Source organism: Paenibacillus sp. JJ1683, from assembly GCF_053006485.1.
The window spans coordinates 1,864,930-1,889,557 of sequence record NZ_CM129820.1 but is presented as its reverse complement, the minus strand read 5'-3'; the positions used below and the strand labels follow the sequence as shown (position 1 = coordinate 1,889,557).

Annotated in this window: 21 protein-coding genes; 2 read left to right on the top strand and 19 right to left on the bottom strand. The window is 46.5% G+C overall.

Annotation, left to right across the window (positions count from 1 at the left end; translation table 11 throughout):
* Positions 1-109: 109 nt before the first annotated feature.
* From pnpS to citZ, 6 genes are all read right to left on the bottom strand, one after another.
* Positions 110-1,912, bottom strand: coding sequence for a two-component system histidine kinase PnpS (pnpS, locus tag ACUC6J_RS08200; RefSeq protein WP_102997785.1), 1,803 nt, complete (start codon positions 1,910-1,912; stop codon positions 110-112).
* A gap of 120 nt (positions 1,913-2,032) precedes the next feature.
* Positions 2,033-2,902, bottom strand: a complete 870-nt coding sequence (locus ACUC6J_RS08195; RefSeq protein WP_029514976.1) for an SDR family oxidoreductase — start codon at positions 2,900-2,902, stop codon at positions 2,033-2,035.
* Positions 2,903-3,118: 216 nt separating this feature from the next.
* Positions 3,119-3,535: a hypothetical protein gene (locus ACUC6J_RS08190; RefSeq protein ID WP_017425909.1), complete on the bottom strand. Its 417-nt coding sequence runs from the start codon at positions 3,533-3,535 to the stop codon at positions 3,119-3,121.
* A gap of 387 nt (positions 3,536-3,922) precedes the next feature.
* Positions 3,923-4,864 (bottom strand): malate dehydrogenase, encoded by a 942-nt coding sequence (mdh, locus tag ACUC6J_RS08185; protein ID WP_016819630.1) that lies wholly within the window; start codon positions 4,862-4,864, stop codon positions 3,923-3,925.
* A gap of 16 nt (positions 4,865-4,880) precedes the next feature.
* Positions 4,881-6,176, bottom strand: coding sequence for an NADP-dependent isocitrate dehydrogenase (gene icd / locus ACUC6J_RS08180; RefSeq protein WP_016819629.1), 1,296 nt, complete (start codon positions 6,174-6,176; stop codon positions 4,881-4,883).
* A 147-nt stretch (positions 6,177-6,323) separates the two neighbouring features.
* Positions 6,324-7,436 carry a citrate synthase gene (gene citZ, locus ACUC6J_RS08175; RefSeq protein WP_016819628.1) on the bottom strand — a complete coding sequence of 371 codons (1,113 nt, stop codon included), beginning with the start codon at positions 7,434-7,436 and terminating at the stop codon, positions 6,324-6,326.
* A 344-nt stretch (positions 7,437-7,780) separates the two neighbouring features.
* Between citZ and ytvI the strand changes: the two genes are divergently transcribed.
* Positions 7,781-8,899, top strand: a complete 1,119-nt coding sequence (gene ytvI, locus ACUC6J_RS08170) for a sporulation integral membrane protein YtvI (RefSeq protein ID WP_016819627.1) — start codon at positions 7,781-7,783, stop codon at positions 8,897-8,899.
* Between the two features lie 29 nt (positions 8,900-8,928).
* On the opposite strand, the gene ACUC6J_RS08165 is transcribed toward ytvI, so the two are convergent.
* The 7 genes from ACUC6J_RS08165 to ACUC6J_RS08135 all read right to left on the bottom strand — a co-directional run bounded on the left by ACUC6J_RS08165 (position 8,929) and on the right by ACUC6J_RS08135 (position 15,110).
* Positions 8,929-9,327, bottom strand: coding sequence for an FxsA family protein (locus ACUC6J_RS08165; RefSeq protein WP_013370347.1), 399 nt, complete (start codon positions 9,325-9,327; stop codon positions 8,929-8,931).
* Positions 9,324-9,842: an acyl-CoA thioesterase gene (locus ACUC6J_RS08160; RefSeq protein ID WP_017425912.1), complete on the bottom strand. Its 519-nt coding sequence runs from the start codon at positions 9,840-9,842 to the stop codon at positions 9,324-9,326. Before ACUC6J_RS08160 ends, ACUC6J_RS08165 begins: the two co-directional genes overlap by 4 nt.
* A gap of 135 nt (positions 9,843-9,977) precedes the next feature.
* Complete coding sequence (gene pelA, locus ACUC6J_RS08155) at positions 9,978-11,186, bottom strand: pectate lyase (RefSeq protein ID WP_025364513.1); 1,209 nt, start codon at positions 11,184-11,186, stop codon at positions 9,978-9,980.
* Positions 11,187-11,392: 206 nt separating this feature from the next.
* The gene (gene pstB, locus ACUC6J_RS08150; protein ID WP_016819624.1) at positions 11,393-12,235 is read right to left on the bottom strand and encodes a phosphate ABC transporter ATP-binding protein PstB; all 843 of its coding nucleotides are present in this window, start codon (positions 12,233-12,235) and stop codon (positions 11,393-11,395) included.
* Between the two features lie 17 nt (positions 12,236-12,252).
* On the bottom strand, positions 12,253-13,149 hold the full coding sequence (gene pstA / locus ACUC6J_RS08145; protein ID WP_016819623.1) for a phosphate ABC transporter permease PstA: 897 nt from the start codon (positions 13,147-13,149) through the stop codon (positions 12,253-12,255).
* A complete protein-coding gene (gene pstC, locus ACUC6J_RS08140; RefSeq protein WP_013370343.1) occupies positions 13,149-14,081 on the bottom strand; it encodes a phosphate ABC transporter permease subunit PstC in 933 nt (310 codons plus the stop codon). Before pstC ends, pstA begins: the two co-directional genes overlap by 1 nt.
* 105 nt (positions 14,082-14,186) lie before the next feature.
* Positions 14,187-15,110, bottom strand: a complete 924-nt coding sequence (locus tag ACUC6J_RS08135) for a phosphate ABC transporter substrate-binding protein (RefSeq protein ID WP_016819622.1) — start codon at positions 15,108-15,110, stop codon at positions 14,187-14,189.
* Between the two features lie 206 nt (positions 15,111-15,316).
* On the opposite strand from ACUC6J_RS08135, the gene ACUC6J_RS08130 reads away from it, so the two are divergent.
* Positions 15,317-16,204, top strand: coding sequence for a LysR family transcriptional regulator (locus ACUC6J_RS08130; RefSeq protein WP_039276957.1), 888 nt, complete (start codon positions 15,317-15,319; stop codon positions 16,202-16,204).
* A 95-nt stretch (positions 16,205-16,299) separates the two neighbouring features.
* On the opposite strand, the gene pyk is transcribed toward ACUC6J_RS08130, so the two are convergent.
* The 6 genes from pyk to ACUC6J_RS08100 form a co-directional block, all read right to left on the bottom strand.
* On the bottom strand, positions 16,300-17,730 hold the full coding sequence (gene pyk / locus ACUC6J_RS08125; RefSeq protein WP_016819620.1) for a pyruvate kinase: 1,431 nt from the start codon (positions 17,728-17,730) through the stop codon (positions 16,300-16,302).
* Between the two features lie 125 nt (positions 17,731-17,855).
* Positions 17,856-18,839, bottom strand: a complete 984-nt coding sequence (locus tag ACUC6J_RS08120) for an acetyl-CoA carboxylase carboxyltransferase subunit alpha (RefSeq protein WP_016819619.1) — start codon at positions 18,837-18,839, stop codon at positions 17,856-17,858.
* Positions 18,840-19,733, bottom strand: a complete 894-nt coding sequence (gene accD, locus ACUC6J_RS08115; RefSeq protein WP_016819618.1) for an acetyl-CoA carboxylase, carboxyltransferase subunit beta — start codon at positions 19,731-19,733, stop codon at positions 18,840-18,842.
* Positions 19,734-19,913: 180 nt separating this feature from the next.
* The gene (locus tag ACUC6J_RS08110) at positions 19,914-20,102 is read right to left on the bottom strand and encodes a hypothetical protein (protein WP_007429680.1); all 189 of its coding nucleotides are present in this window, start codon (positions 20,100-20,102) and stop codon (positions 19,914-19,916) included.
* A gap of 153 nt (positions 20,103-20,255) precedes the next feature.
* Positions 20,256-20,753 carry a phosphatidylglycerophosphatase A family protein gene (locus ACUC6J_RS08105; RefSeq protein WP_025364511.1) on the bottom strand — a complete coding sequence of 166 codons (498 nt, stop codon included), beginning with the start codon at positions 20,751-20,753 and terminating at the stop codon, positions 20,256-20,258.
* 167 nt (positions 20,754-20,920) lie between these two features.
* A complete protein-coding gene (locus ACUC6J_RS08100) occupies positions 20,921-24,586 on the bottom strand; it encodes a DNA polymerase III subunit alpha (RefSeq protein ID WP_290409065.1) in 3,666 nt (1,221 codons plus the stop codon).
* Positions 24,587-24,628 lie beyond the last annotated feature (42 nt).

Sequence of the window (24,628 nt, the reverse complement as noted above, 5' to 3'; positions counted from 1 at the left end):
TTACCTGTTAAAGGCGCATTAGTCAAAATCCTGAAATCTTTTCCATGCTCATGCGACACACGTTTATTTTATCACGGCATTGTTAACACAATGTAAAAAATGTTATAGTTCATTCTTCCTGTTGCAATAACGGTAATTCAACGGTAAACGTCGTACCCAAACCAAGCTCGCTTTCGACCGAAAGTGTACCATGATGCAGATCAACCAGGTGCTTGACAATAGATAATCCCAAGCCCGTTCCGCCCGAGTTGCGTGAGCGACCTTTGTCCACCCGATAAAAGCGCTCAAAGATACGTGGCAGGTCCTTTTTCGGTATCCCAATACCCGTATCACTGACTGTAAATACGACCTTTTCCGTGTCATGGTCTCGCTGTAGCGTTATAACCTTGATTTTTACCTTGCCGCCATCAAGTGTATAGTTAATGCCATTAGACAAAAGGTTCAGGAAAATCTGCTGAAGCTTATCTTCATCTGCCTCCATAAACAATTCATCCGGGATATCCATGTGCAGTGTAATCCTTTTCTTCGCTGCTACATTGTTCAGTTTCTCCAGCAATGATTCTATGAAAGAAGAGATATGAATTGGAGAGCAATCCAGCGGAGAGCGCTTGGACTCGATTTTGGAAAGCTCCAGAATATCGCCGATCAGTCGATTCAGTCGTTCGCTTTCGTCATATATAATTTGTAAAAAGGAACGGGCTGTTTCCTCATCTTTGACCCCGCCACCAAGCAATGTCTCGGCAAAACCCTTGACTGCGGCAATCGGTGTTTTTAGCTCATGAGAGACGTTTGCCACAAATTCGCTTCGCATATTTTCTAACCGTCGAATAGCTGTAATATCCTGCAAAAGGAACAGCATCCCCCGGTATCCCCCTTCATCCTCATACATAGGGACACCATCTAGCAAAACGAGTCGTTCTTCGGGATTGTACAAATGCACCTCACCATGTAGCCTTTCTCGGCTTTGTATACTGCCCTCAATTAGCTTTGTGAGCTCATAGTGCTTCTTCAGCTCATGATACGGCTTGTCTGTCACCCGCTTACCCGCGACACCGAGCATACGCTCAGACTCACGGTTGACAAGCGCAATGCGTTCATTAGCATCGATCATCAGAATCCCGCCTGTCATATTACTCATGACGCTTTGCAGCAGATCCTCATTGTCACGAATCGTTTTCATTTGGTTTTGGAGGCTGTCAGCCATACGATTAATGGCTTCACCCAGTTGTCCTACCTCATCCCGGCGCTGTACGCCGACCCTTGCGTCATAATCCAGTCCTGAAATACGGTTGGCTACCCCTGTAATATGTTCAATGGGCGAGGTGAGGCTGCGAGCAATACGATAGCTCATCAGTCCAGCAGCAATAAACAGCAACACAAGACCAACCCCGATGGCCGTCCAGCCGCGCTGCATTCCCTCTTCCACCGCTTTCAGACTCATGGATAAACGGATATATCCGTCAAAGCCCTTGTCCGATACAACAGGCTCAGCGACGTATAGCATGTTTCGTTGCAAAGTTTCACTGTAGCGTATCGTCCGTCCGATTCCTTCCGACGTAGCTTGTCGTATTTCTTCACGCGATGCATGGTTTTCCATTTTGCGCGGATCGCTTAACGAATCACCCACCACCGTCCCGTCCTTACGAATGAAGGTCACTCGCGAATCGGTCAGATGGGCAATTTCCTTCGCCTTCTCAGAATAATAGGAGACGTAATCTGTGCTGGATAGGGCATCAGCATTAACAAATGGGAAAGTAGCGCGAAGCAAGTCAATCTCGCGGCCCATGTTCTCCTCTAGCACCTTCATATTCGAATTTTTGAAAATTTGTCCCATAGTGATTCCAGCAGCAAGGACAGATACGCCAATCAAAATCAGCATGATCAGGGTAAGCCTGAAACGAAACGATTTCATAGAAATTTGCCCATCCTTTTATGTAAGTTAATCTCATTCTACAGGCTACCTGCATTATGTTCCACTGTGAAAAGAAAAAAGGCCGGAGCAAAAGACTGCCCCAACCTTTTCTTTATCCTCTTATCCGTTTACAACTTCACCGCCATTGATATGAATAACCTGCCCGCTTACATAAGACGAATCGTCTGAAGCAAGGTACACATAAGCTGGCGCCAGTTCTTCCGGCTGACCCGGTCGCTTCATGGGCTGTGCTCCTCCAAATTCGCTGACCGTCTTGGCATCAAAGGTAGACGGGATTAACGGTGTCCAGATCGGCCCTGGGGCTACAGCGTTCACTCGAATACCTTGATCCACCAAATTGAGTGATAGGGAACGAGTGAATGATGTGATTGCCCCTTTGGTGGAGGAATAATCAATGAGTGTTTTATTCCCAGCGTATGCGGTAATCGACGTTGTGTTGACGATCGCGCTCCCTTTCTTCAAATGCGGCAATGCCGCTTGTGTTAGGAAGAACATACCGAAGATATTCGTGCGGAACGTGCGCTCCAGCTGTTCCTTGGTGATATCCTCCAGCTTTTGCTGTGGATGCTGCTCGGCCGCATTGTTCACGACGATATCGAGCTTGCCCAATTCGTTCACCGTCTGTTGCACCGCTTTTTTGGCAAATTGGTCATCTCCGATATCGCCAGGAATCAACACGCATTTGCGTCCTTCCTGTTCGACCTGACGTTTGGTTTCTTCCGCATCCTTATGCTCATTCAAGTAGACGATAGCTACATCCGCACCTTCTTTGGCGTACGTGACAGCTACAGCCCGCCCAATTCCACTGTCTCCACCAGTAATCAGTGCAACTTTGCCTGTTAGCTTGCCAGCCGCTTTGTAAGTTGGTTTTTCAAATTGCGGTGCAGGCGTCATTTTGGACTCAATCCCCGGTTGCTGTTCCTGGTGCTGCGGGGGCAAGGTTTGCTGAGGTTGGTTGCTTTTAGCCATTGTACATTCTCCCTTCAAAATCAGATATTTTTTAGGATGCAACATTTGCATCCACTCTACTCCTGATTTACCACACAAACTTATCCGTTAAACGAAAAAAGAAAAATCCAGCTATGTGAGCACACAAAAAAACGACCTATGCTTATTCTGCACAGACCGTTTTTTCAACGTTAGCCGTTGTCATTATTCAATTCCAACCGCTCATAAAATGATTCATTAAATAATATGGCTGTATACCATTAAAAACGTAATTAAGATCATGAAGACGGCCAACAGTGTACTGAACATTCGCACTTTACCAGCGTATTGCGTAATTGGCTGTTGGTTGCGAACCGCTTCCAGTGACAATCGTAATGGCTTACCCATAGCACCTGCGATACCAGAAATAGCAAGAAACAACAACAACACGACCACGATCCATGCTACCGAATAAGACTTCCAAGCAAAAATCATATAGATGCCGCTAATAAGCACAAGGATTAGTGCAAATTGCGCCAAACGGTTCAATAGCTGCACAGCCGATATCGTTCCCTCCTGCGCACTTGGAGCCAATTTGTCGATTTTGCCCACGACGAAGGGAAGCAATAAATAAAAGCCCATTGCCAGTGATCCAATAATGTGAATAAAAAACATTCTTTATAACCTCCAATTCTTTGTTTTCTTACAAACTGATTTTTCCATAGAACGATCATATTCCAACGAATGACTAGCATCTTTGCAATGTTTTGGGACATGCTTTTCTATGTAACTATTAATGCATATGAACTCTATTATACCGGGGAAGTGGGTCAAAGCAAAGGAGTATGAGGGGGAAAGTTTCAACTCGGGTGGATGCTTGTCCGCAATCATTCCGTTCGCTCCGCTGGTGCCAGCAAATCCTAACTGAAACTTTCAATATTAAAAGAAAAGGAAGAAAACAATAGACTATTTAAAAATAAAAGAGGTGGCCGACAGCCATAACTATGACTTGTGGACACCTCTTTAAGTAAAAAAGTATACCGTTTTAGTAGCAAATCGTATTTATACGTTGACTATTTTAGTCACATTACGAACCGCTTCGGCAGATTGATCGAGCGCTGCTTTTTCTGCAGCTGTCAATTCCAACTCGAACACTTTTTCGATGCCGTTCCCGCCAAGAAGTGTAGGTACACCGAGGAACAGGTCCTGATAGCCATACTCTCCTTCCAGGTAAGCAATGACTGGTATAATCCGCTTTTTATCTTTTACAATCGCTTCTGTCATTTGCGCAAGCGAAGCTGCCGGAGCATAATATGCGCTACCGTTACCCAATAGGTTAACGATTTCTCCGCCACCCACTCGTGTACGTTGTACAATCGCTTCGATACGTTCCTGAGAAATCAGGTTATCGATAGGTATACCTCCTACGCTGGAATAGCGTACGAGCGGCACCATATCATCACCGTGACCCCCCATAACGAAGCCGCGCACGTCTTCAACCGAAACATTCAGTTCCTGGGCAATAAAGGTACAATACCGAGCCGTATCCAACACACCTGATTGGCCAATAACCCGATTTTTCGGGAAGCCAAGCGTTTGGTACGCCGTATAGGTCATAGCATCGACCGGATTACTCAGAATAATGACGATAGCATTGGGCGCGTACTTCTTCACATTCTCACATACGGATTTTATAATTCCTGCGTTCGTGTTGACCAAATCATCACGGCTCATCCCCGGCTTGCGCGCGATCCCGGCTGTAATAATGACGATATCCGAGTTGGCTGCATCCTCATAATTAGAAGTGCCCATGATCTGGGTGTCAAATCCCTGCACTGGACCAGCTTCCAAAATATCAAGCGCTTTGCCTTTAGTCGGATTCTCTAGTTGCGGAATATCAATGAGTACGATATCACCTAACTCCTTTTGAGCCAGCAGCAATGCGGTAGTGGCACCGGTAAAACCGGCGCCAACAATGGATATTTTTTTGCGTTGAATGGTCAAGTAGTATTCCCCTTCCTTACAGGTTACTAATAATAGTGTCCGCGAACTCGGAGCATTTCACCTGTGTAGCACCGTCCATCAGACGGGCAAAGTCATAAGTTACGATCTTTTTATTAATGGACGTCTCCAGCCCCTTGTAAATCAGGTCAGCTGCTTCTTTCCAGCCCAAATGTTCAAGCAGCATAACGCCGGACAGAATTACGGAACCAGGGTTCACTACGTCTTTGTCTGCATATTTTGGAGCTGTACCATGCGTAGCTTCAAAGATAGCATGCCCGGTTACATAGTTAATGTTTGCACCTGGCGCGATCCCAATTCCACCAACTTGAGCAGCCAAAGCATCGGACAGATAGTCCCCGTTCAGGTTCAGCGTAGCAATGACATCAAATTCAGAAGGACGAGTCAGCACTTGTTGAAGTGCAATATCAGCAATCGCATCCTTAATAATGATTTTGCCTGCATCTTCAGCTGCTTTTTGAGCTGCATTTGCCGCATCCTCACCTTCTTTTTCCTTGATGACATCATACTGAGCCCAAGTAAATACTTTATCTGCAAACTCTTGCTCAGCTACTTCATAACCCCAGTTTTTGAAGGCACCTTCGGTAAATTTCATAATGTTACCTTTGTGTACGAGCGTTACACTCTTGCGCCCATGGTCAACGGCATACTGAATAGCTGCCCGTACCAGACGCTTTGAACCCTCGGAGGAAACTGGCTTAATCCCAATTCCTGAGGTTTCAGGGAAACGGATTTTATTCACGCCCAGCTCTTGCTGAAGGAACTGAATTACCTTTTTCACGTCTTCAGACCCTTCGGCATATTCGATCCCTGCGTAAATATCTTCTGTATTCTCACGGAAAATGACCATGTCTACCAACTCAGGACGTTTTACTGGAGATGGGACACCGTTAAAGTAGCGAACAGGACGCAGGCATACGTATAAGTCCAGTTCTTGGCGCAATGCCACATTCAATGAACGGATACCACCGCCAATAGGTGTCGTAAGTGGACCTTTAATGGCTACAATATACTCACGGATGGCTTCCAAAGTATCGTTAGGGAGCCACTCGCCGTATGTATTGAAAGCTTTCTCACCAGCGAATACTTCATACCAGGCAATCTTTTTCGTACCGTTATATGCTTTTTCTACAGCCGCGTCCAGTACGCGCTTGGAAGCTTTCCAGATGTCGCGACCTGTGCCGTCACCCTCGATAAACGGAATTACCGGATGATTTGGAACCTGCAGTTGACCGTTATCAATTGTAATTTTTTCGCCTTCAGTTGGGAGCTCAAACTTTTCAAATTTCGCCATAAGTTCCTTTTCCTCCTCAGATATGAATGGGTACAGGACGAAAGACATGATCTTTATCACAGACAAAAACGTATATCTCTCGCCGACCCTTCTATTGTACCTTATTTTTTAAATTCAGGGTATACAACCTCAATCTTCCTCCAAAGGTTAGCGCAACTCTGGTGACACATATTTTTGATCCATCGGACCTGTGTATTCCGCACGCGGACGAATCAAGCGGTTATTTTCATACTGCTCCAAAATGTGTGCAGTCCACCCCGATACACGGCTTACAGCAAAGATAGGAGTAAACAGGTCCCTCTTGATACCCAACTGGGTATATACGGAGGCAGAATAAAAATCCACATTCGGCTTCAAGCCTTTTTGCCCTGTTACAATACTCTCAATTCGAACTGACATATCAAACAACGTAGTGTCGCCGTTCATTTCTCCCAGCTCGCGGGACATTTTGTGCAAATGTTTGGCACGCGGATCACCGTTTTTATAGACACGATGCCCAAAGCCCATAATTTTTTCGCGGTTATCCAGTTTGGCCTGAATATAGGAGTCCACCTGATCCAATCCGCCAATCTCCTCCAGTGTTTTAGCAACAGCCTCATTGGCCCCACCATGTAACGGTCCTTTTAAGGCCCCAATGGCAGACGTGATCCCGGAATAAATATCTGATAAAGTGGCTACCGTTACACGCGCAGCAAAGGTCGAAGCATTCAATTCATGATCGGCATGCAGCACGAGAGCCTGATTGAACGCCTTAATAGCCGTCTCCTCCGGGTCCTTGCCAGTCAGCTGATACAAAAAGTTTTCAGCAATGGAAACACCTTTTTTAGGCGCAATTGGCTCCAAGCCTTCGCGTATACGCGCTATGGCTGCCACAATTGTGGGCAATTGCGCCTGAAGCTTGACGGTTTTGGTCACATTGGACTCTCTTGACATATCATCCGCCTCTGGGTCATACAAAGCAAGAGACGATACAGCTGACCTCAAGGCAGCCATCGTACTCAATTCTTTCGGGTATAACTTTAATTGAGTAATAATTTCATCCGGAATAGCAGCATATTCGCTTAACTGGCTGCGAAGCTCTTGCAATTGCTCTTGGTCAGGTAATTTTCCAAACCACAACAAATAAGCTACCTCTTCAAAATCGGCGTTAACAGCCAAATCATCAATGTTATAACCCCGGTACGTGAGAACGCCATCTACGATAGAGCTTATGGAGGAAGTGGTCGCTACGATCCCTTCCAGACCTTTAGTCGCTGTCATCGTTACATCTCTCCTTTGTAAAAACATTGTGAACGGACTTGCAATGTAAACATTTTCAAAAGTAAGATATGTCTTTTATTTAGCTGAGTAATGTTAACGCCATATGTCAATATTTAAACCTTCTTTCACTATACTGGATTTTGTCGTTTATGTGAACATTGAGGGCTATTCCAACACATTCAAATGTTTTATCGCATCTATAAAGAAATTTTTGAAACCCCTTACAAAATATATGCGTTCATTTGCACTTTTTTACATAGGTCTTGTCTTACCCTCCTCCCGCATAAGTATAGTAGAGCACTTCCTTTAAGGAGTGCCATCGAAAAGAAAGGAGTCGTGAGAGCTTGAGTCGGTTAATCTTGAATCGCATATTTCGTGCTCTATGGGTCGTAATCGTGATTGTAGCTCTGTTGCTGGGCATATATATGCTGTTCCCTCTCGTTTATCCTTTCCTATTCGCCTGGCTTGTGGCCTATGCTATGAACCCATTGGTCGTTTTTTTGCGTAACAAGGCTCGTATGCCACGTTGGGCGGCTGTCACGGTCTCCTTATTTGTATATTTAGGCGGAATCGCAATCATCCTGTCTGCTGCAATCACCCGAATGGTTCGAGAAATGATTAAGCTGGCCATGACTTTTGACGGGCATATCGAGCGTTTTAAAAGCCTGTTTATTGATTGGACGCAAAGCGATTTAATCCAAAATATAATTATTGAAATCAACCATTTTATTCGGGATAATCCCGATTACCAACACACCATTAACAGCAATATTGATAAAACGACTCAAACCGTCAGTTCTGCTGTTACTACGCTAGTCGGTCAATTTTTTAATGGGGTTTTAAATTTGCTAACCTCTCTGCCTAATATGGGAGCTGTGCTAATGGTTATTGTATTAGCGGCCTTTTTTATTAGTAAGGATTGGGATCGACATAGTCGAATACTTTCGAATACGGTTCCTGATACGATCCGCAAACCATTGTCAGATATTTGGCACGATCTGCGTAAAGCATTGTACGGCTATTTGCGTGCACAGTTTATTATCATTTCCATTACCGCATTAACGGTTATCATTGGGCTGTTCATCTTGCGTGTGGAATCGGCCTTTACCATCGGTTTGATGATCGGGCTGGTGGATTTGTTACCTTATTTAGGGGTTGGCATTGTGATGATTCCGTGGACACTGTATGCGTATATGTCAGGGAATTTGGCACTAGGGGTTGGATTGTCGATCCTCTATGCCATCCTGTTGATTGGACGGCAGATCGTGGAGCCTAAGGTGCTGGCCAGCAGCGTGGGATTGAACCCGCTTCCCACCCTCATCGGTATGTTCATCGGGCTCAAGCTGTTTGGCGTTTTAGGACTCATTATCGGACCTGTATCACTCATCGTTCTTGATGCACTGAATCGTGCAAATGTCATTCAGGACTTGCGCAACTACATTCTTGCTGGAAGAGTCCGCTAGGTTATAGAGAGGGGACAACGGCAGCTCAGTCAAAACCGCCGAAACGTAATACTGCCGTTTTTCATTTTTTTCTCCAGCCACTTTAATAAAAAACGTCGGTACAATACTCGTGTTAAAGGAAACACCAACGTAAAACCAATAATATCCGTTATAAATCCAGGGATAAGCAGCAAGCTCCCGCCGAAAAACACACATAATCCATCCAGCATTTTACGGCCAGGCATTTGGCCCCGGTTCATTTCATTTTTGGCATCGGCAATCACCTTTCGACCTTCAAATTGCATCATGGCAGCGCCAATCAGGGTCGTCAGAATAATGAGCAGAATAGTTTTCCCCGCTCCAATCCAGTGACTTACCCATATAAACCCGTACAGCTCCGCCAAAGGAATGAGCAGCAGCAACAGCCACAGACGTTTACGCATCATCATGACTTCTGTCCCTCCCCGCCTGTAAAAGCAGACCTTAACGCAGTGTACAACTCAGGCAGTGCCTGATCGAGCCGAACGGGCTTCCAGTCGGTATTCAACCACACATGTCGTGTCGATCCTGTGACCAGCAGTTCTCCCGGCAGCGTGTCAGCCTCTGTCCATACCTTTCCCACATTGTTTTGGTGCTCCTCATCCGTTACCCGTCGAACCTCATAAGTATAGTTCAGACGTAGTCTGGAGAAGTCCGTAATAGCGGTATAGATAGTAACTAAATCATCATATCGAGCAGGGCTCGCATATTTCGCATTGATTTCAATAACTGGCAGCAAAACTCCTCGATCTTCCATGCTCCGGTAGTTAAAGCCTGCCTGCCGAATCATTTCCGTACGCCCGATCTCAAACCAGTTTAAATAATTCGCATGATACACGACCCCCATCTGGTCGCTTTCCTGATAACGGACACGTAGAGGTGCGCCATACCATCGTAGTTGCGTTTGTTTCTCCTCTTGAGTCATACAAGCTCTCCTATCTTTGTGCATCTTTATCTCTATTTTGCCCTCTCTCCATTAAACCATATTTACCGCCTGGGAACAAAAAGAGGGCCGAACCATACGGCTCTCCCTCTCAAAGCATTTACAATGATGGCTTTATTATTGTGGCAACGGCTTGGACAGTTTATAATATCCACTTTCCGAAGCCAGTTTCAATAAACTCTTCGCCTGACTTCCCGCCCAGGCGTAACCAAGTCGTCTTTCTTCACTAATTTTCATGATGTCCGTATACTTTTTGCCATCTCGGTCTGAGAAGAAATACTTATTGTCCTCCACGTTGTAGAAACGATACCACATCACGCTTGATGCATCCTTTTGGAAAAACTCCGGACCTTGACGATTGTATTTCATACCGTCGATCCTATTCGTGTCAAACCATTTCAAGGCACTCTGAGCTGCTTTTTTCACCTCAGTCGTCTGCGGTTGAGACATTAAGAATGCGGTAATGCCTACCGATTCCGTCGTTGTTTTGGAAGCAAGCTCGAATGCTCGCGCAGGCACAGATTCATAAGTAACCGGATCATGCTGTGCTCCCCAAATTGTTGGTGTGCCATTGTTTACAATTTGAGCTTTTAGTGTATACTGTACGCCTTTATTCAGAGCCTGCTGAAGTCTGGAGCGATATGTATTGTCAAGAATATCGCTATCAAACGGCTGCCTTTTGTTTACAATGTCATCTGCTAGTACCATCACTCTAACCATAGCATCATCGTTGTAGGTTGCGGCATCAGAATAATTACCACGTTTAGGGTATACCTGCGGCCAAGCGCCAGAGGAATATTGAGAGGTTAGTACGAAATCAACTGCTTTTTGTACACTGTTTTTAATGTCTTTGTTTTTAGTTTTTTTGTATACATCCGCTAAAAAGCGGATCTCGGTTGTCGTGGCCTCGTTATCAAACGTTCCGAGTTCAACACCATCCTTGCTCTTCCATGTAGAACGTGCTGCTTTGCCATCCCATTTGGATTTATAATTCTTTTCCATCGCTTTGAAGAATCCACCATGCGGCAATTGCCACGATACAATATTCAAAGCAAGCGTAGTGTCCTTGGATGTATTTCCTGTAGAAAATTTACTAAAATCACGATACTTATCCAGCAAACTACTCACATTCACACTAGCCAGTGGAACAATAGTATTTTTGTAAACGTTTGCATCATTGTATACGGCTTGGGTAACACTCGCACCTGCATCAGTCACATTCTGCTCAGCTGCTGCCCATGAAGGGCTAACAAGTCCAGTTGTTAGGGTAATAGCCATTCCAGAAAAAGCAATCCATTTGACAGATTTTTTAACGTTAAACTTCATTGCAAACCTCTCCTTTAATTGGATTGTGGTATTTCAAGAACTATTAAACACATGTATTATATGAAAATATAACCAAATAATCAATATATTTTATTATATACAAATGTAAGAGTTTACTAAACTAATAAAAAAACATCTTACCAATACTAGATTAGTAAGATGTTTCTCATGTTTTATATCTATAACAAGTCGTCAATCTGGACGGCTTATCCAAAGCGACCCATGATATACTCTTGAGTCAACTCGTTTTCAGGATTGGTGAATATATCGTTTGTTTTCCCATGTTCCACCAAACTTCCAACATAAAAATAGGCAGTATAATCGGAAATTCGTGCAGCCTGCTGCATATTGTGCGTCACAATAACGATGCGCAGTTCTTTTTTTAATTCGGTAATAAGCTCTTCCACCTTGCCTGTAGACACAGGGTCCAGCGCGGAAGCTGGCTCGTCAAGCAACAGGATTTTCGGTTGAACGGAAAGTGCACGTGCAATACAAAGCCGCTGCTGTTGCCCGCCAGACAGAGCAAGAGCCGAATCGTGAAGACGATCCTTGACCTCATCCCATAATGCCGCCTTACGCAGGCTGCTCTCGACGATTTCATCGAGCTGCTTCTTTTTGCGCACTCCCCGGTATTTAGGACCGAACGCAATGTTATTATAAATCGATTTGTAAAAAGGGTTAGGCCGTTGCCACACCATGCCTATTTGCTGACGCAGCTTGATCACGTCCGTCTCAGGTGCCGTTAAATCCTGTCCGTCCATCCAAATATGTCCCGTTGTCGATGAAGACGCAATCTCATCATTCATTCGGTTAAGGGAACGCAAAAAAGTCGATTTACCACAGCCGGAAGGTCCAATCAGGGCGGTCACGGTCTGCTCTGGAAAAGCTAAGTTTACTTTTTTCACGGCCTCAAAGCTTCCGTAATAAATACTCAAATCCTCAGTACTGAACGGATGTGGCGCTTGCCCCGCAAGTTGTTCTGAACGCGTAGACTGAACGGATGTTGCTGGTGTGGCGGTTTTTGCCGTTCGTGTAATCACATGTTCCATTGTTCTCCATCCCCTTTCTAATCCATTCGTTTGGCAGCTGTCAACCGACGGTAAACGACTCTTCCGAACCATCTTGCACTCAAGTTGAAGACCAGAACGAGCAGCACCAATACCGCAGAAGCGCCTGCGGCGATATCTTTGGAGTCAGGAGCAATGCCTTCACTGTTGACCTTCCAAATATGAACAGCCAATGTTTCGGCAGGTCGCATCGGATTAATGGGCGATCTGGCATGCAATGGATTCCAATCGGTAAAATCAAGCGGCGGTGTACTCATCCCTGCTGTAAACAGCAATGCGGCGGCTTCCCCAAAAATACGGCCTGCAGCCAAGATGGTACCCGTAATCAAGCTTGGCAGCGCTGCTGGCAACAAAATGGAGGTAATGATTTTCCACTTGGACAATCCGAGCGCAAGTCCGGCTTCCTTTTGCTCCTTCGGTACAGCACGGAAAGCCTGCTCAGTTGTGCGAACCATCAGCGGCAGATTGAATACGGCTAGAGCCAGCGCCCCTGACAAGAGGGAAAAGCCAAAATTAAATGTATTGACGATGAGTAATAGTCCAAACAATCCAATGACGATCGACGGGAACGAGGACAATACTTCGACGACAAGTCGTATGAAGTCCGTAATTTTTCCCGGCTTTGCATATTGCGCCATATAAATGCCAGCGCCCCAGCCAATTGGAATGGTGATAATCAAAGTTAAGATTAGCAAAAATACAGAATTAAACAGTTGCGGACCAATGCCGCCACCTGCACGTAACGTTTGCGGAGCACTGGTTAGAAAGTCAAAAGAAATATGACTGACTCCACGGGCCAAAATGAAGCCCAGCAATCCCACCAAAAGTGCAACAATGAACAAGGCGAAGAAACAGATTACAAATGTAGCGATCTTGTCGGTCGTTTTAGCTTTCATCAAACCCGGTTTCTCCTTTCAAGCAGCCTTACCAGCAGCACGAAAATAAATGTCATGAGCAGAAGAACAAGCGCCATACTCCAGAGTGCATTGTTATGAACGGAGCCCATCGCTGTGTTGCCCATGCTAAGAGTAATGACGCTGGTCAAGGTCGAAGCGGATTCCAGCAAGGAATGCGGTATGTGCGGAGCATTCCCGATGACCATCTGTACAGCCAACGCTTCTCCGAAGGCACGAGCCATCCCGAGAATAATTCCTGTTAAAAGAGCAGGCAGCAGCGTCGGGATAATAACACGGGCAATTGTCTGCCAGCGGGTAGCCCCCAATGCATAAGAGGATTCTCGCAGTCCCCCCGGCAGGGAAGACAACGCATCCGCCATAATACTCGTAATCGTCGGTAAAATCATAACCGACAACACAAGGCAACCTGCGAGAATACCGATGCCTTGTCCCCCGAACACGTTTCGCAGCAATGGGACGATTACGGTCAAGCCGACAAAGCCATAGACAACCGACGGAATGCCGGATAACAATTCAATGGCAGGCTGAAGGATACGTTTACCCGATTTCGGCACGATTTCCGTCATAAACAAAGCTGCGCACAAGCTAAGCGGACTGGCAATTAAGGCCGCTAGTATGGTTACGGCAAAAGAACCCGTAATGAACGGAAGCGCGCCGAAGGACTTGGGCTCGCCATCCGGGCTCCATTTGGTTCCAAAGAAAAATTCTCGCAGACTGACTCCATTCACCGCAAATGTAGCTACACCTTTTGAGGCAACAAAATATACGATGGAGACAATGACTGCAACTAAAAAAACGACACAAACCGACGTATAGATGCGGCCGGTCCATTCTTCCCAGTAATGTCTTTCTTTCATAACTCGGGATCGTTTATTCTGTTCCATGTATGCCTTCCCTTCAATTGGTTCCATACTGTAACTCCTTTAAGCGAAGAATAGAGGCCGGACGTTAGTCCGCCTCTTCTTCGTGAATATACTCGTGTTAGCTGCGTTCATCCGAACAGGAGATCGCTCTCCTTATTTCGTGATATTACCGTCAGCATCACGTTTCACTTGCATACCTGATACCGGGATGTATCCCAGGTCTACAACGTCTGCTTTTTGGATTTCATCAGACAGAATATAGTCCAGGAATGCTTTTACATGTTCTTTTGGCTCACCTTTAGTGTACATATGCTCATATGCCCACACTGGATATTTACCTTGTTCTACATTTTCAACGTTAGCTTCCACACCGTCGTACTTCAAAGCAGTAACTGTGTTGTCGATGTAGGACAGAGCCAGGTAACCAATCGCACCAGGTGTTTCAGCAATCAGCTTTTTCACAGTACCAGAGGAATCTTCCTGAATGGAGCCTGGCAGATCTTCTGTTTTTTGTCCCAGCGCGTATTTTTCAAAGGTTGCACGAGTACCGGAGCTACTTGGACGGTTCACGATCACGATTTTTTGATCTGCACCGCCAACCTCTTTCCAGTTCGTAATTTTACCTGTGAAGATTTGTACCAGTTGATCTTTCTTCAGGTCTGTTACGCCTACTTTAGGATTCGCTACCGCTGACATAGCTACAACAGCTACTTGGTGATCGACCAGCTCTTCTGCGCCGCTCTCCAGTTTTTCCTTTGCAAATACGTCAGAGTTACCGATATCCGCTTGTCCACCGGAAACTTGAGTCAAGCCAGTACCGCTACCGCCACCCTGCACTTGAACCGCAATGCCTTTATATTTATCGACAGCCATAAATTTTTGTCCCGCTTGCTCTACCAATGGTTGAAGTGCAGTGGAGCCAACAGCCAGAATGTTACCTGTCAGTTCAGCAGCTGCTTTATTGTCTGTTCCTGCAGCAGCGTCTCCTTGTGGTGCAGCATTGTTACCGGATCCGCAAGCTGCAAGTGCAAATACCATGGTGAGAGTCATCAGAATGAACGGCCATTTTTTCAACATTTTTTATTGTCCTCCCCTTAGTTAAGTGACGGTTTTTTATTTATGACCATCAACACTTTTACATTGTAGGCCCGGAATGTTAGACGAACGACTAGGTTTTGTAAAACAAATATAAAATATTGATAGATAAATTATTTTTCGGTATATAATTAATCTATAGTTTAAATTCACGCATAAATATCAAGTAAGGAGAGTTGTTCGATTCTATGAATATTTTAAAATTGCGCATCTTAGTGCTGATCGATAAATACCATAAAGCGACGGAGGTGGCCGAAACTTTACAAATCAAACAGCCCACCGTCAGCTTTCATATGAAAAGTCTGGAAAAGGAAATGGGTGCGACTCTGTTCTCTCTCCAACAAGGCAGAATTATGCTAACCGAGGCTGGTAAAAAAATGTTGCCTTACGCAAAGCAGATTCTCTCTCTTGAGCAAGAGGCCCGACAAGCTGTAGATGAACAGACAGAAGAATCTCAGAGCCTCTTACATCTGGGCGCAGAGTCGATTTCAGGCATGTATCTTCTCCCAACTATCATGGCTGAATTTGCACAACAATATCCAGAATGGCGTATTCAGTTAGAGATTCAATCTCCGGATGTAATCAAGCAGCTACTGAAAGAGGGAGATATTGATTTTGCTTTTCTCGACGATGGAGAATCTCTTCTGGAGAATACGGTGGCAGAACCAGTGGCTTCAGATCAGGTGGGGATTATCCGCTCTGCATCGGCTGAGACATCCAAGTCACTGGACATCAATGGGCTCGATACGCTGGATAAGCACATATGGGTAAAATATAGCGGGGCATCCGTTGTAGATTCCTATTCTTCGCTAATTAAATCCCATCTGGAAATCAACTCTTGGGAAGCAGTAAAGCAAGTGGTAAGTGGCGGTGACGCGCTTGCCTTCTTTCCTGCCTGCGGAGTTCGTAGCGAGGATCATACTGTCCCCTCGGTGGAATGGCTTCCTTTTCCCGAAGCTGACAAAAAAAAGAGCTATTATCAAATAAAGATCGTGTATCAACAAGATACACATAGGAACATGATGCAACAGGCATTCCTTGATTTTATACGACGAGAAGGAATAAGAACTAGTTAACAAAAAAAGAGCATTCAGGTCTTATGGACCTGAATGCTCTTTTACTTATTGTAACGAGTAAATGCTATCCCTGTATTAGTTTGCGGGGACTACAATTACGCTTGTGCTGGTACGCAGCTAATTTTGATCAGGTTCGTGGAACCGGAATCACCAAGAGGTACGCCCGCTGTAATCACAACCAAATCGCCCTCTTTAACGAGGCCAGATTTGCGGCCACCTTCCAGCGCATTGTCAAACAGACTGTCTGTTGTGTCAACGATGGGTCTGCCTTGTACTGCATGTACGCCCCAGATCAGAGCCAAACGGCGAACTGTTCTTTCCTGTGTTGTCACAGCGACAATCGGAGCTTCAGGACGGTATTTAGAGATCATACGCGCCGTTGTTCCGCTTTGCGTGGACGTCAGGATTGCTTTGGCATGCAGGTCAAGTGCAGAAATAGAAACGGATTGGCTGATTGCTTCTGTAATACTAATTTCTTGAGCCGTTCTTTGTTTTTTGAACAAATCGCGGTAGTTCAGAGAAGACTCAGCTTTTTCGGCAATACGTGACATGGTCAATACAGATTCTACCGGATATTTACCCGCAGCTGTTTCGCCGGACAGCATAATTGCATCTGTTCCGTCAAAAATAGCATTGGCTACGTCACTTGCTTCCGCACGAGTCGGACGCGGGTTACGTTGCATGGAATCCAGCATTTGTGTTGCTGTAATAACAGGCTTGCCAGCTACATTACATTTGTTAATCATCAATTTTTGCGCCAGAGGCACTTCTTCAGCAGGAATTTCCACACCGAGGTCACCACGGGCAACCATCAGACCATCCGAAGCTTCCAAAATTTCATCCAGGTTGTCAACACCTTGCTGATTTTCTATTTTGGAGATGATTTGAATGTGGCTTGCGTTGTGCTTAGCCAGCAATTCACGAATTTCCTGTACATCACTTGCTTTACGAACAAAAGAAGCCGCGATGAAATCAATGTCCTGCTCAATACCAAAAATGATATCATTCGCATCTTTCTCCGTAATACCAGGCAATGAGATAGCAACGCCTGGAACGTTAACGCCCTTCTTGCTTTTGATCGTTCCGCCATTGACAATGCGGCATTTGATTTCAGTGCCTGATACTTCAATAACGGTGAGTCCGATCAGACCATCGTCGATCAGAATGGTGGAGCCGGGCTCCACGTCCGAGGGAAGATCCTTGTACGTAATGGAGATACGATCTTGCGTACCGAGAATTTCTTCCGTTGTCAGCGTAATGAACTCGTCCTGAACAAGCTCAATAGGTTCAACTTCGAGCTTTCCTGTCCGGATTTCCGGCCCCTTCGTATCGAGCAAAATAGCAACATTTTTGTTAAGCTCCTTACAAGCTTGACGGATGTTTTTAATCCGGTTGCCATGCTCCTCGAAATCACCGTGAGAGAAATTCAGGCGGGCTACGTTCATACCAGCCATAATCAGTTTCTTCACATTTTCCAATGATTCACTGGAAGGACCGATGGTACATACAATCTTAGTTTTGCGCATTTGGGTTTTTCCTCCGTTTTCAAAGGTGCTACTCTTTATATCTTTTTCCAACAATTAAATCTACTACACTTTTTCCTATTTGTATAGGAAGTTCGTCATATTTATTGTTACCCGTTTCCAGCGTATTACAACATAGGTTCAGATTCCGAAGGTTTTAAGAAAGTATATTGTCCTATTTTCCGGAATTTTTGATACCTGTCTTCTCTCAATTCATCGCAGCTCATATTCGTAAGGTCTGCCAAATGACGTTCTAATAACTCCTTGATTGCGGCAGCAGTCACTTCATAGTTACGATGTGCGCCCCCTTTCGGCTCTGGCACGATATCCTCGATAATCTCCATGCGCAGGAGGTCATTAGCGGTGATCTTCATCGCTTCAGCTGCCTGATCTGCCTTAGAAGCATCTTTCCATAGAATCGAGGCTGCGCCGTTCGGAGAAATGGCCGAATAAATGGCGTGTTCCAGCATCAGCACACGGTTACCCACTGCAAACGCAAGCGCACCGCCGCTTCCACCCTCGCCGATGACCACACAAATAACAGGCACCGAAAGCTTTGCCATCTCCCGCAAATTGCGGGCAATCGCTTCCGATTGACCTCTCTCCTCTGCTGTATTACCCGGATAAGCGCCCTTCGTATCAATAAATGTAATAATAGGACGCTTAAATTTTTCAGCCTGCTGCATCAGCCGCAAGCCTTTACGGAATCCTTCCGGATGGGCACTACCAAAAAAGCGTGCAATGTTATCTTTCGTATCCTTACCACGTTGCTGACCAATGACGGTCACCGGAATACCATTTAGCTTGGCAATCCCGCCCACAACCGCCAGATCGTCTCCGAACAAGCGGTCGCCATGCAATTCAATAAAATCTGTAAACACCTGCTCGATCAAATCAAGGGACGTTGGTCTTTGATGATGACGAGCCAGATGCATCTTTTGCGATGCTGTAATGTTCGTGTATATTTCTTCTTCCATCTGGAGATAACGTTCTTCCAGACGGTTAATTTCATCTGTAAAATCAATTTGCTTGTCCTGTCCGAATTGCTTAAGTTCTTCGATCTTCTGTCGCATCTCGACCAGGGGCTTTTCATAAGGCAATTCGCCAGCCATTTATTCCTCCCCTTTCACACTGTGCAGATCAAGCAATTGCCCAAGGGTATCACGCAGTTCCTTGCGATGTACAACCATATCCAATTGTCCGTGCTGCAAATTAAATTCGGAAGTTTGGAAATCATCCGGCAGCTTCTGTCTGATCGTTTGCTCAATTACAATACGACCTGCAAAACCAAATACAGCACCTGGCTCTGCAATAATAATATCTCCAAGCATAGCAAAGCTGGCGGAGACTCCACCTGTAGTCGGATCAGTGATCACAGAAATATAGAGCAATCCCTGCTCGTCCAGACGAGCGAGAGCAGCGCTTGTTTTGGCCATCTGCATCAGACTCAGAATACTTTCCTGCATACGCGCCCCACCGGATGTGGAGAAGATGATAAGCGGCAAGCGCTTGTCAATCGCCTGCTCAATGGCACGCGTAATTTTCTCTCCTACGACCGAGCCCATACTGCCTGTAAAAAAGTCAAAGCTCATCACCGCTACGACAACAGGATGCCCATGAATAAGGCCGTCGCCCGTAACGACAGCCTCGCGCAGGCCAGATTTCAGGGTCTGTTGCTCCAACTTACTTGCATATCCCGGAAAGTCCAGCGGATCAACCGAAATCATATCGGCATCATATTCCGTAAACGTGTCTTCGTCGAGCACCATGCGAATGCGATCCATTGCATTCAAACGCATATGGTATCCGCACACCGGACACACTTTCAAATTTTTCTCCAACTCTTTGCTGTATTGAATACTTCCACACTTGCCACATTTGGTCATAAGACCTTCGGGAATTTCCCGTTTGGGACGATCCGGCATGTCCGCTTGATCGCCGCTCAGCGCCCGTTCCGAAGGGATGGTCGCGTATTTACGCTTCTTTTGGAATAAATCTTTAAACACAACTACACCTCTCCAGCCGTTTATTTGTCAGCCGTAACCGATACAAGGTCCTCTGCCGTCGATGCGGCACCTCTAAGCATTATGTTCATACACACGTCAACGCCTGTTAATACAACATTACCGCCGATCGTGCATCCTTTGTTCCATTCATGCTGCTGTATCACTTCCGCCGTTCCGGACTCAAGGGCGCAAAATCGAATTAAGCACTTCCTGTATTTCTTCGACTTCACCCGAAGGCACAAGTATCTCAAACTGTTGCTTGGATGCACTGATGGCCCGGGTCTGCACCATAAAACCTTCTTCAGACAGTTTGAGCTTAATCATGTCAGCCAGTCTGGCCGTCGGTGCAATATATATCACCGTCCACATGCCTTGTTTCTACCCCCTAAGCCTCAAGTTTTGAGCCCATATAATAGACTCATGATAACATACCTTACTTTTTTCCCGCAACAAAAGCCCTCCTGATCATTCAAGTTCCGTCGGAGGGCCTAGATAATCATTAATTCTGTTTATTCAGGCCAATTAAACATCCAATGATGCAGGATAATGCTTGGCATGAAGGCTCCGATGGGCAATACGCGAAGAAGCGGCGGCAGCCAATCCGGCGACAAGATCGTCTAAAAACACATGAATACCACTGCCTTTTTGGTTCAGCTTATCGATAATTCCAATCTTTTCTTTATCCAGATAGCCAAAACTGGTCAAGCCAATCATGCCGTACACGCTCGTAATGCCAAGAGCCATTGTCTCGTCCACTCCATACAGCGGTTCGTCTGCCTCCATAATGGCTTGAAGTGGCTGGGGAAGAAGTTTTTTTTCGGCCAGCTCATCGAGTGCAATGCCTGTCAGCAGTGTATATTGTACCTCTCGCTTTTGCAAAACCGCTTTGACACTTTCTACACATTCTTCCATAGTCAAATGAGGATAATATTTTAGCTGAAGCTGAAAAACAATGTCCGCAATGGACTCGATCCGAATGCCTCTGCGATTTAACAAGGTTTCTGCATATTCATAGGACATAATTTCCCTCCCGCTTTCACCATGCAGTTCTATTCTTCCACCGTGCGGGACCTAATGGTGCAGGACACGTGTTGAATCTCCTGTTCCGCCAGTTTTCCAAGTGTATGCGAAAGGGAAGGAAAATGTTCATTAAACCGTTACAATAAGGGCGAGTTGCTGTGTGTCTGTCATTTGACTTTCACGGTGCCTTCACCCAGCATCGACTCCATTCGATCAAAAAGCTGAGGAGAAGGCTTAATGCTGTAAGCATCACTCAACGCCAGCAGACGCTGGTTGCTCTCGTAAAAAAGTACGGTAGGCACAGCACCGGGATGCTCCTGTAGCAATGCCTTGAGGCTGACCAGCAAGCTGGCGTCCTCCTCGGCCTGGCGGGTGATTTTGACAAACACCCGCTGACGGGCGGACGCTTCCGAGCCGCGCGGGGAAGGCACCTGCTCACCGTGAGCCGCTTCGCCTCCGCGTTGTGAGGGGGCCGCTACGGGACGAGCCGCCTTCTGCTGCGGCGAAGCTGATGGAGCGGCTGTTGAAGGCGAGGGCGACATACGCGGCGCTCTCCCGCCCGGACTGCCAGCAGCTGACACGGATGTTCCAGCTGCTGCTGACGAACGTGCGCCGGTACGCCGGCGCTGAAGAAGCCTTGCCAACGCGTCTTCCGCCAGCGGGGCTGCCTCATCTGCAAGGAGCTTGAAGTGCTCGTCCTGCTGCTGCATCTTGGCACGTAGTGCAAGCAAGGCACCCTTTTCAATCCACTGCTGGCTTCGCTTCCATACCTCAGGAAACAGCACAACCTCACAGCGCTCAATCTGATCCTCCAGCTCAATGAAGGCCATGGCCTTTCCCTGCTTGGTCGTAATCGTCTTGAGTGACACCACCATGCCTGCGGTTACAATAACTGTTTCATCTGGCACGTCGCTCAGCTCCATCAGACGATCCGCTTGGCTGCTTTCCAGCAGCGATTCAAAATCATCTAGCGGATGCCCAGACAAATACAGTCCCAGCAGTTCGCGTTCCAGCTCTAATTGCTGGCTGGTACTAAATGGAGGTACATTGGGGTATTCAATATCCCAATTAGGCATTTCCACAAAGCCAAACATATCAATTTGCAAATCGTCACGTTCCTTGCGCCATTTGGCAGCTGCATCCACCGTTTCATCCAGCATGGCAAGCAACTGTGCCCGATGGCCTGTCAATGAATCAAATGCCCCTGCCTGAATGAGCGATTCAATCACTCTCTTATTACACACCCTCAAATCAACGCGTCGACAAAAATCGAGCAAGCTGTCGAAAGGGCGTTCCTTACGAACAGCAAGAATGCTTTCCATTGCTTGTGTGCCGACATTTTTAATGGCAGCCAGTCCAAAGCGGATATCACCCTGCTGTAATGGGGTAAACAGTACCCCACTCTCATTCACATCAGGCGGCAACACTGCGATATCCATACGACGGCATTCGACGACATATTCAGCCACTTTTCGATGACTTCCCATGACGGCCGTCAGCATGGAAGCCATGAATTGTACTGGATAATGGGCCTTAAGATAAGCCGTCTGGAATGCTAGCACACCATAAGCAGCTGCATGGGCACGCGGAAAACCGTAGTCAGCAAAACGGACGATCATATCGTAAACCCTGCCGGCTTCCTCCTCTGTGTACCCCTGTTTAATACTGCCTTCGACAAAATGACCACGCTCCAGATCCAGCACCTCGCGTTTTTTCTTAGACACCGCGCGGCGCAGCAGATCGGCCTCTCCCAAGGAAAAGCCAGCCATGCGCGATGCAATCTGCATGATTTGTTCCTGATACACAATAATACCGTACGTATCCTTTAAGATCGGTTCAAGATCAGGATGCGGATAAGAAACCTCAATCTGTCCGTGCTTAGCCTGTATAAAGTTGGGAATAAAACCCATTGGGCCCGGACGATACAAAGCCAGGACAGAAATGATATCCTCGAAAACACTCGGTTTCAAATCCTTGAGTACCCGGCGTATACCGGCCGACTCCAGCTGGAACACGCCTCCTGTATCTCCTTTGCCCAGCAAGTCATAGGTATGCGGGTCATCGTCGGGAACACGGCTAAAGTCAGGTGTTTCTCCATGCTGCTCCGCAACCCAGCGCATGCACCGTTCAATAATGGAGAGCGTACGTAGTCCAAGAAAATCCATTTTCAACAAACCGATGCGCTCCAGATTTTCCATTGAGTACTGCGTTAAAGGAACCCCTTCGCTCCCCTCTTGCAGCGGAACCGCATCGGTCAATGGAGTCCGCGAGATGACAACACCCGCCGCATGTGTCGAAGCATGGCGAGGCATTCCTTCTACTTTGATCGCCATATCCAGCAGTTCACGTGTCTTGGGCTTCGTTTCATACAGAGCCTTCAGCTCAGGGGTAATCTCCAGCGCATGCCGGATATTAATACCGAGCTGCGCCGGGATCAACTTGGCCGCCTTGTCCACCTCGCCATACGGCACGTTCAATACACGGCCGACGTCACGGACTGCGGCTCTTGCCGCTAATGTCCCAAAGGTAATAATTTGCGCAACATGCTCATTTCCGTACTTCTGTACTACATAGTCGATAACCTCGTCACGGCGTTCATCGCTAAAATCAATATCTATATCTGGCATGCTGATCCGTTCAGGGTTCAGAAACCGTTCAAAGAGCAGATTGTATTTTATCGGATCGACATTCGTGATATTAAGCACATAGGCGACCAAACTACCGGCGGAGGAACCCCGTCCCGGACCGGTTGCAATCTTATGCTTATGAGCAAAAGCAATAAAATCCCATACAATCAAGAAATAATCGCTGAAGCCCATACTGTCGATCGTATTTAATTCGTAGTTTAGCCGCTGGTCCAGTTTTTCCCGCTCCTCCGGCTGCTCCCATACAGGATCGCCTCCGTAGCGACGCTCTAGCCCTTGCATGCACAGACTACGCAAATAGGACGAAGACGTCATGTCCTCTGGCAGCGGGCGATATTCAGGCAAAATCGATTGGCCGAATTCCAGCTCCAGCTCGCATTTTTCAGCAATACGCACCGTATTAGCGATGGCTTCTGCTACATGTGGAAATAAACGAGCCATGTCCTCTTGACTTTTCAGATACAACTGACGTGTTGGTATACGCAAGCGCTCCTCATCGTCAACTGTCTTCCCTGTCCCGATACAAATCAGAACGTCCTGGACATCAGCATCCGGCTCGGTTAAGTAATGCACGTCATTCGTCGCCACTAGCGGAATATCCAGTTCCTTCGCCAATGCGATCAATTGAGGATTTACGCGTTTTTGCTCCGACAGACCATGATCCTGAAGCTCCAGATAAAAATCTTCGCCAAAAATGCTACGGTATCGTTCGGCCGCACGTCGTGCTTCGGCTTCCCGACCATGCAGCAAATGCTGCGGCACTTCACCGCCCAAGCAAGCGCTCAAGCATATGATGCCTTCATGATGGGCAGCCAAAGCATCCATATCGATGCGCGGCTTATAGTGAAAACCCTCCAAATGGCCAATGGAGCACAACTTCATCAAATTTTGATAGCCTGTTTTATTTTTGGCGAGCAAAATTAAATGATATATGGGCTGATCCTTCCGGCTGCCACGCTCCTTGCGCGATCCTGCCGTCATATAAGCCTCACACCCGATAATCGGCTTAATGCCGTTCTCTACACATGCTCTATAAAAAGGAATGGCACCGTACATGACCCCATGATCTGTAAGAGCCAGCGCCTCCATTCCATAAGCTGATGCCTGTTTGACCAATTCCGCGGTACGAGCCGCGCCGTCCAGCAGGCTGTACTCGCTGTGAACATGCAAATGCACAAATGAACTCATGCGCTTCTCTTCCCTTCACCGCTTGATTTTCTTCAAACTATT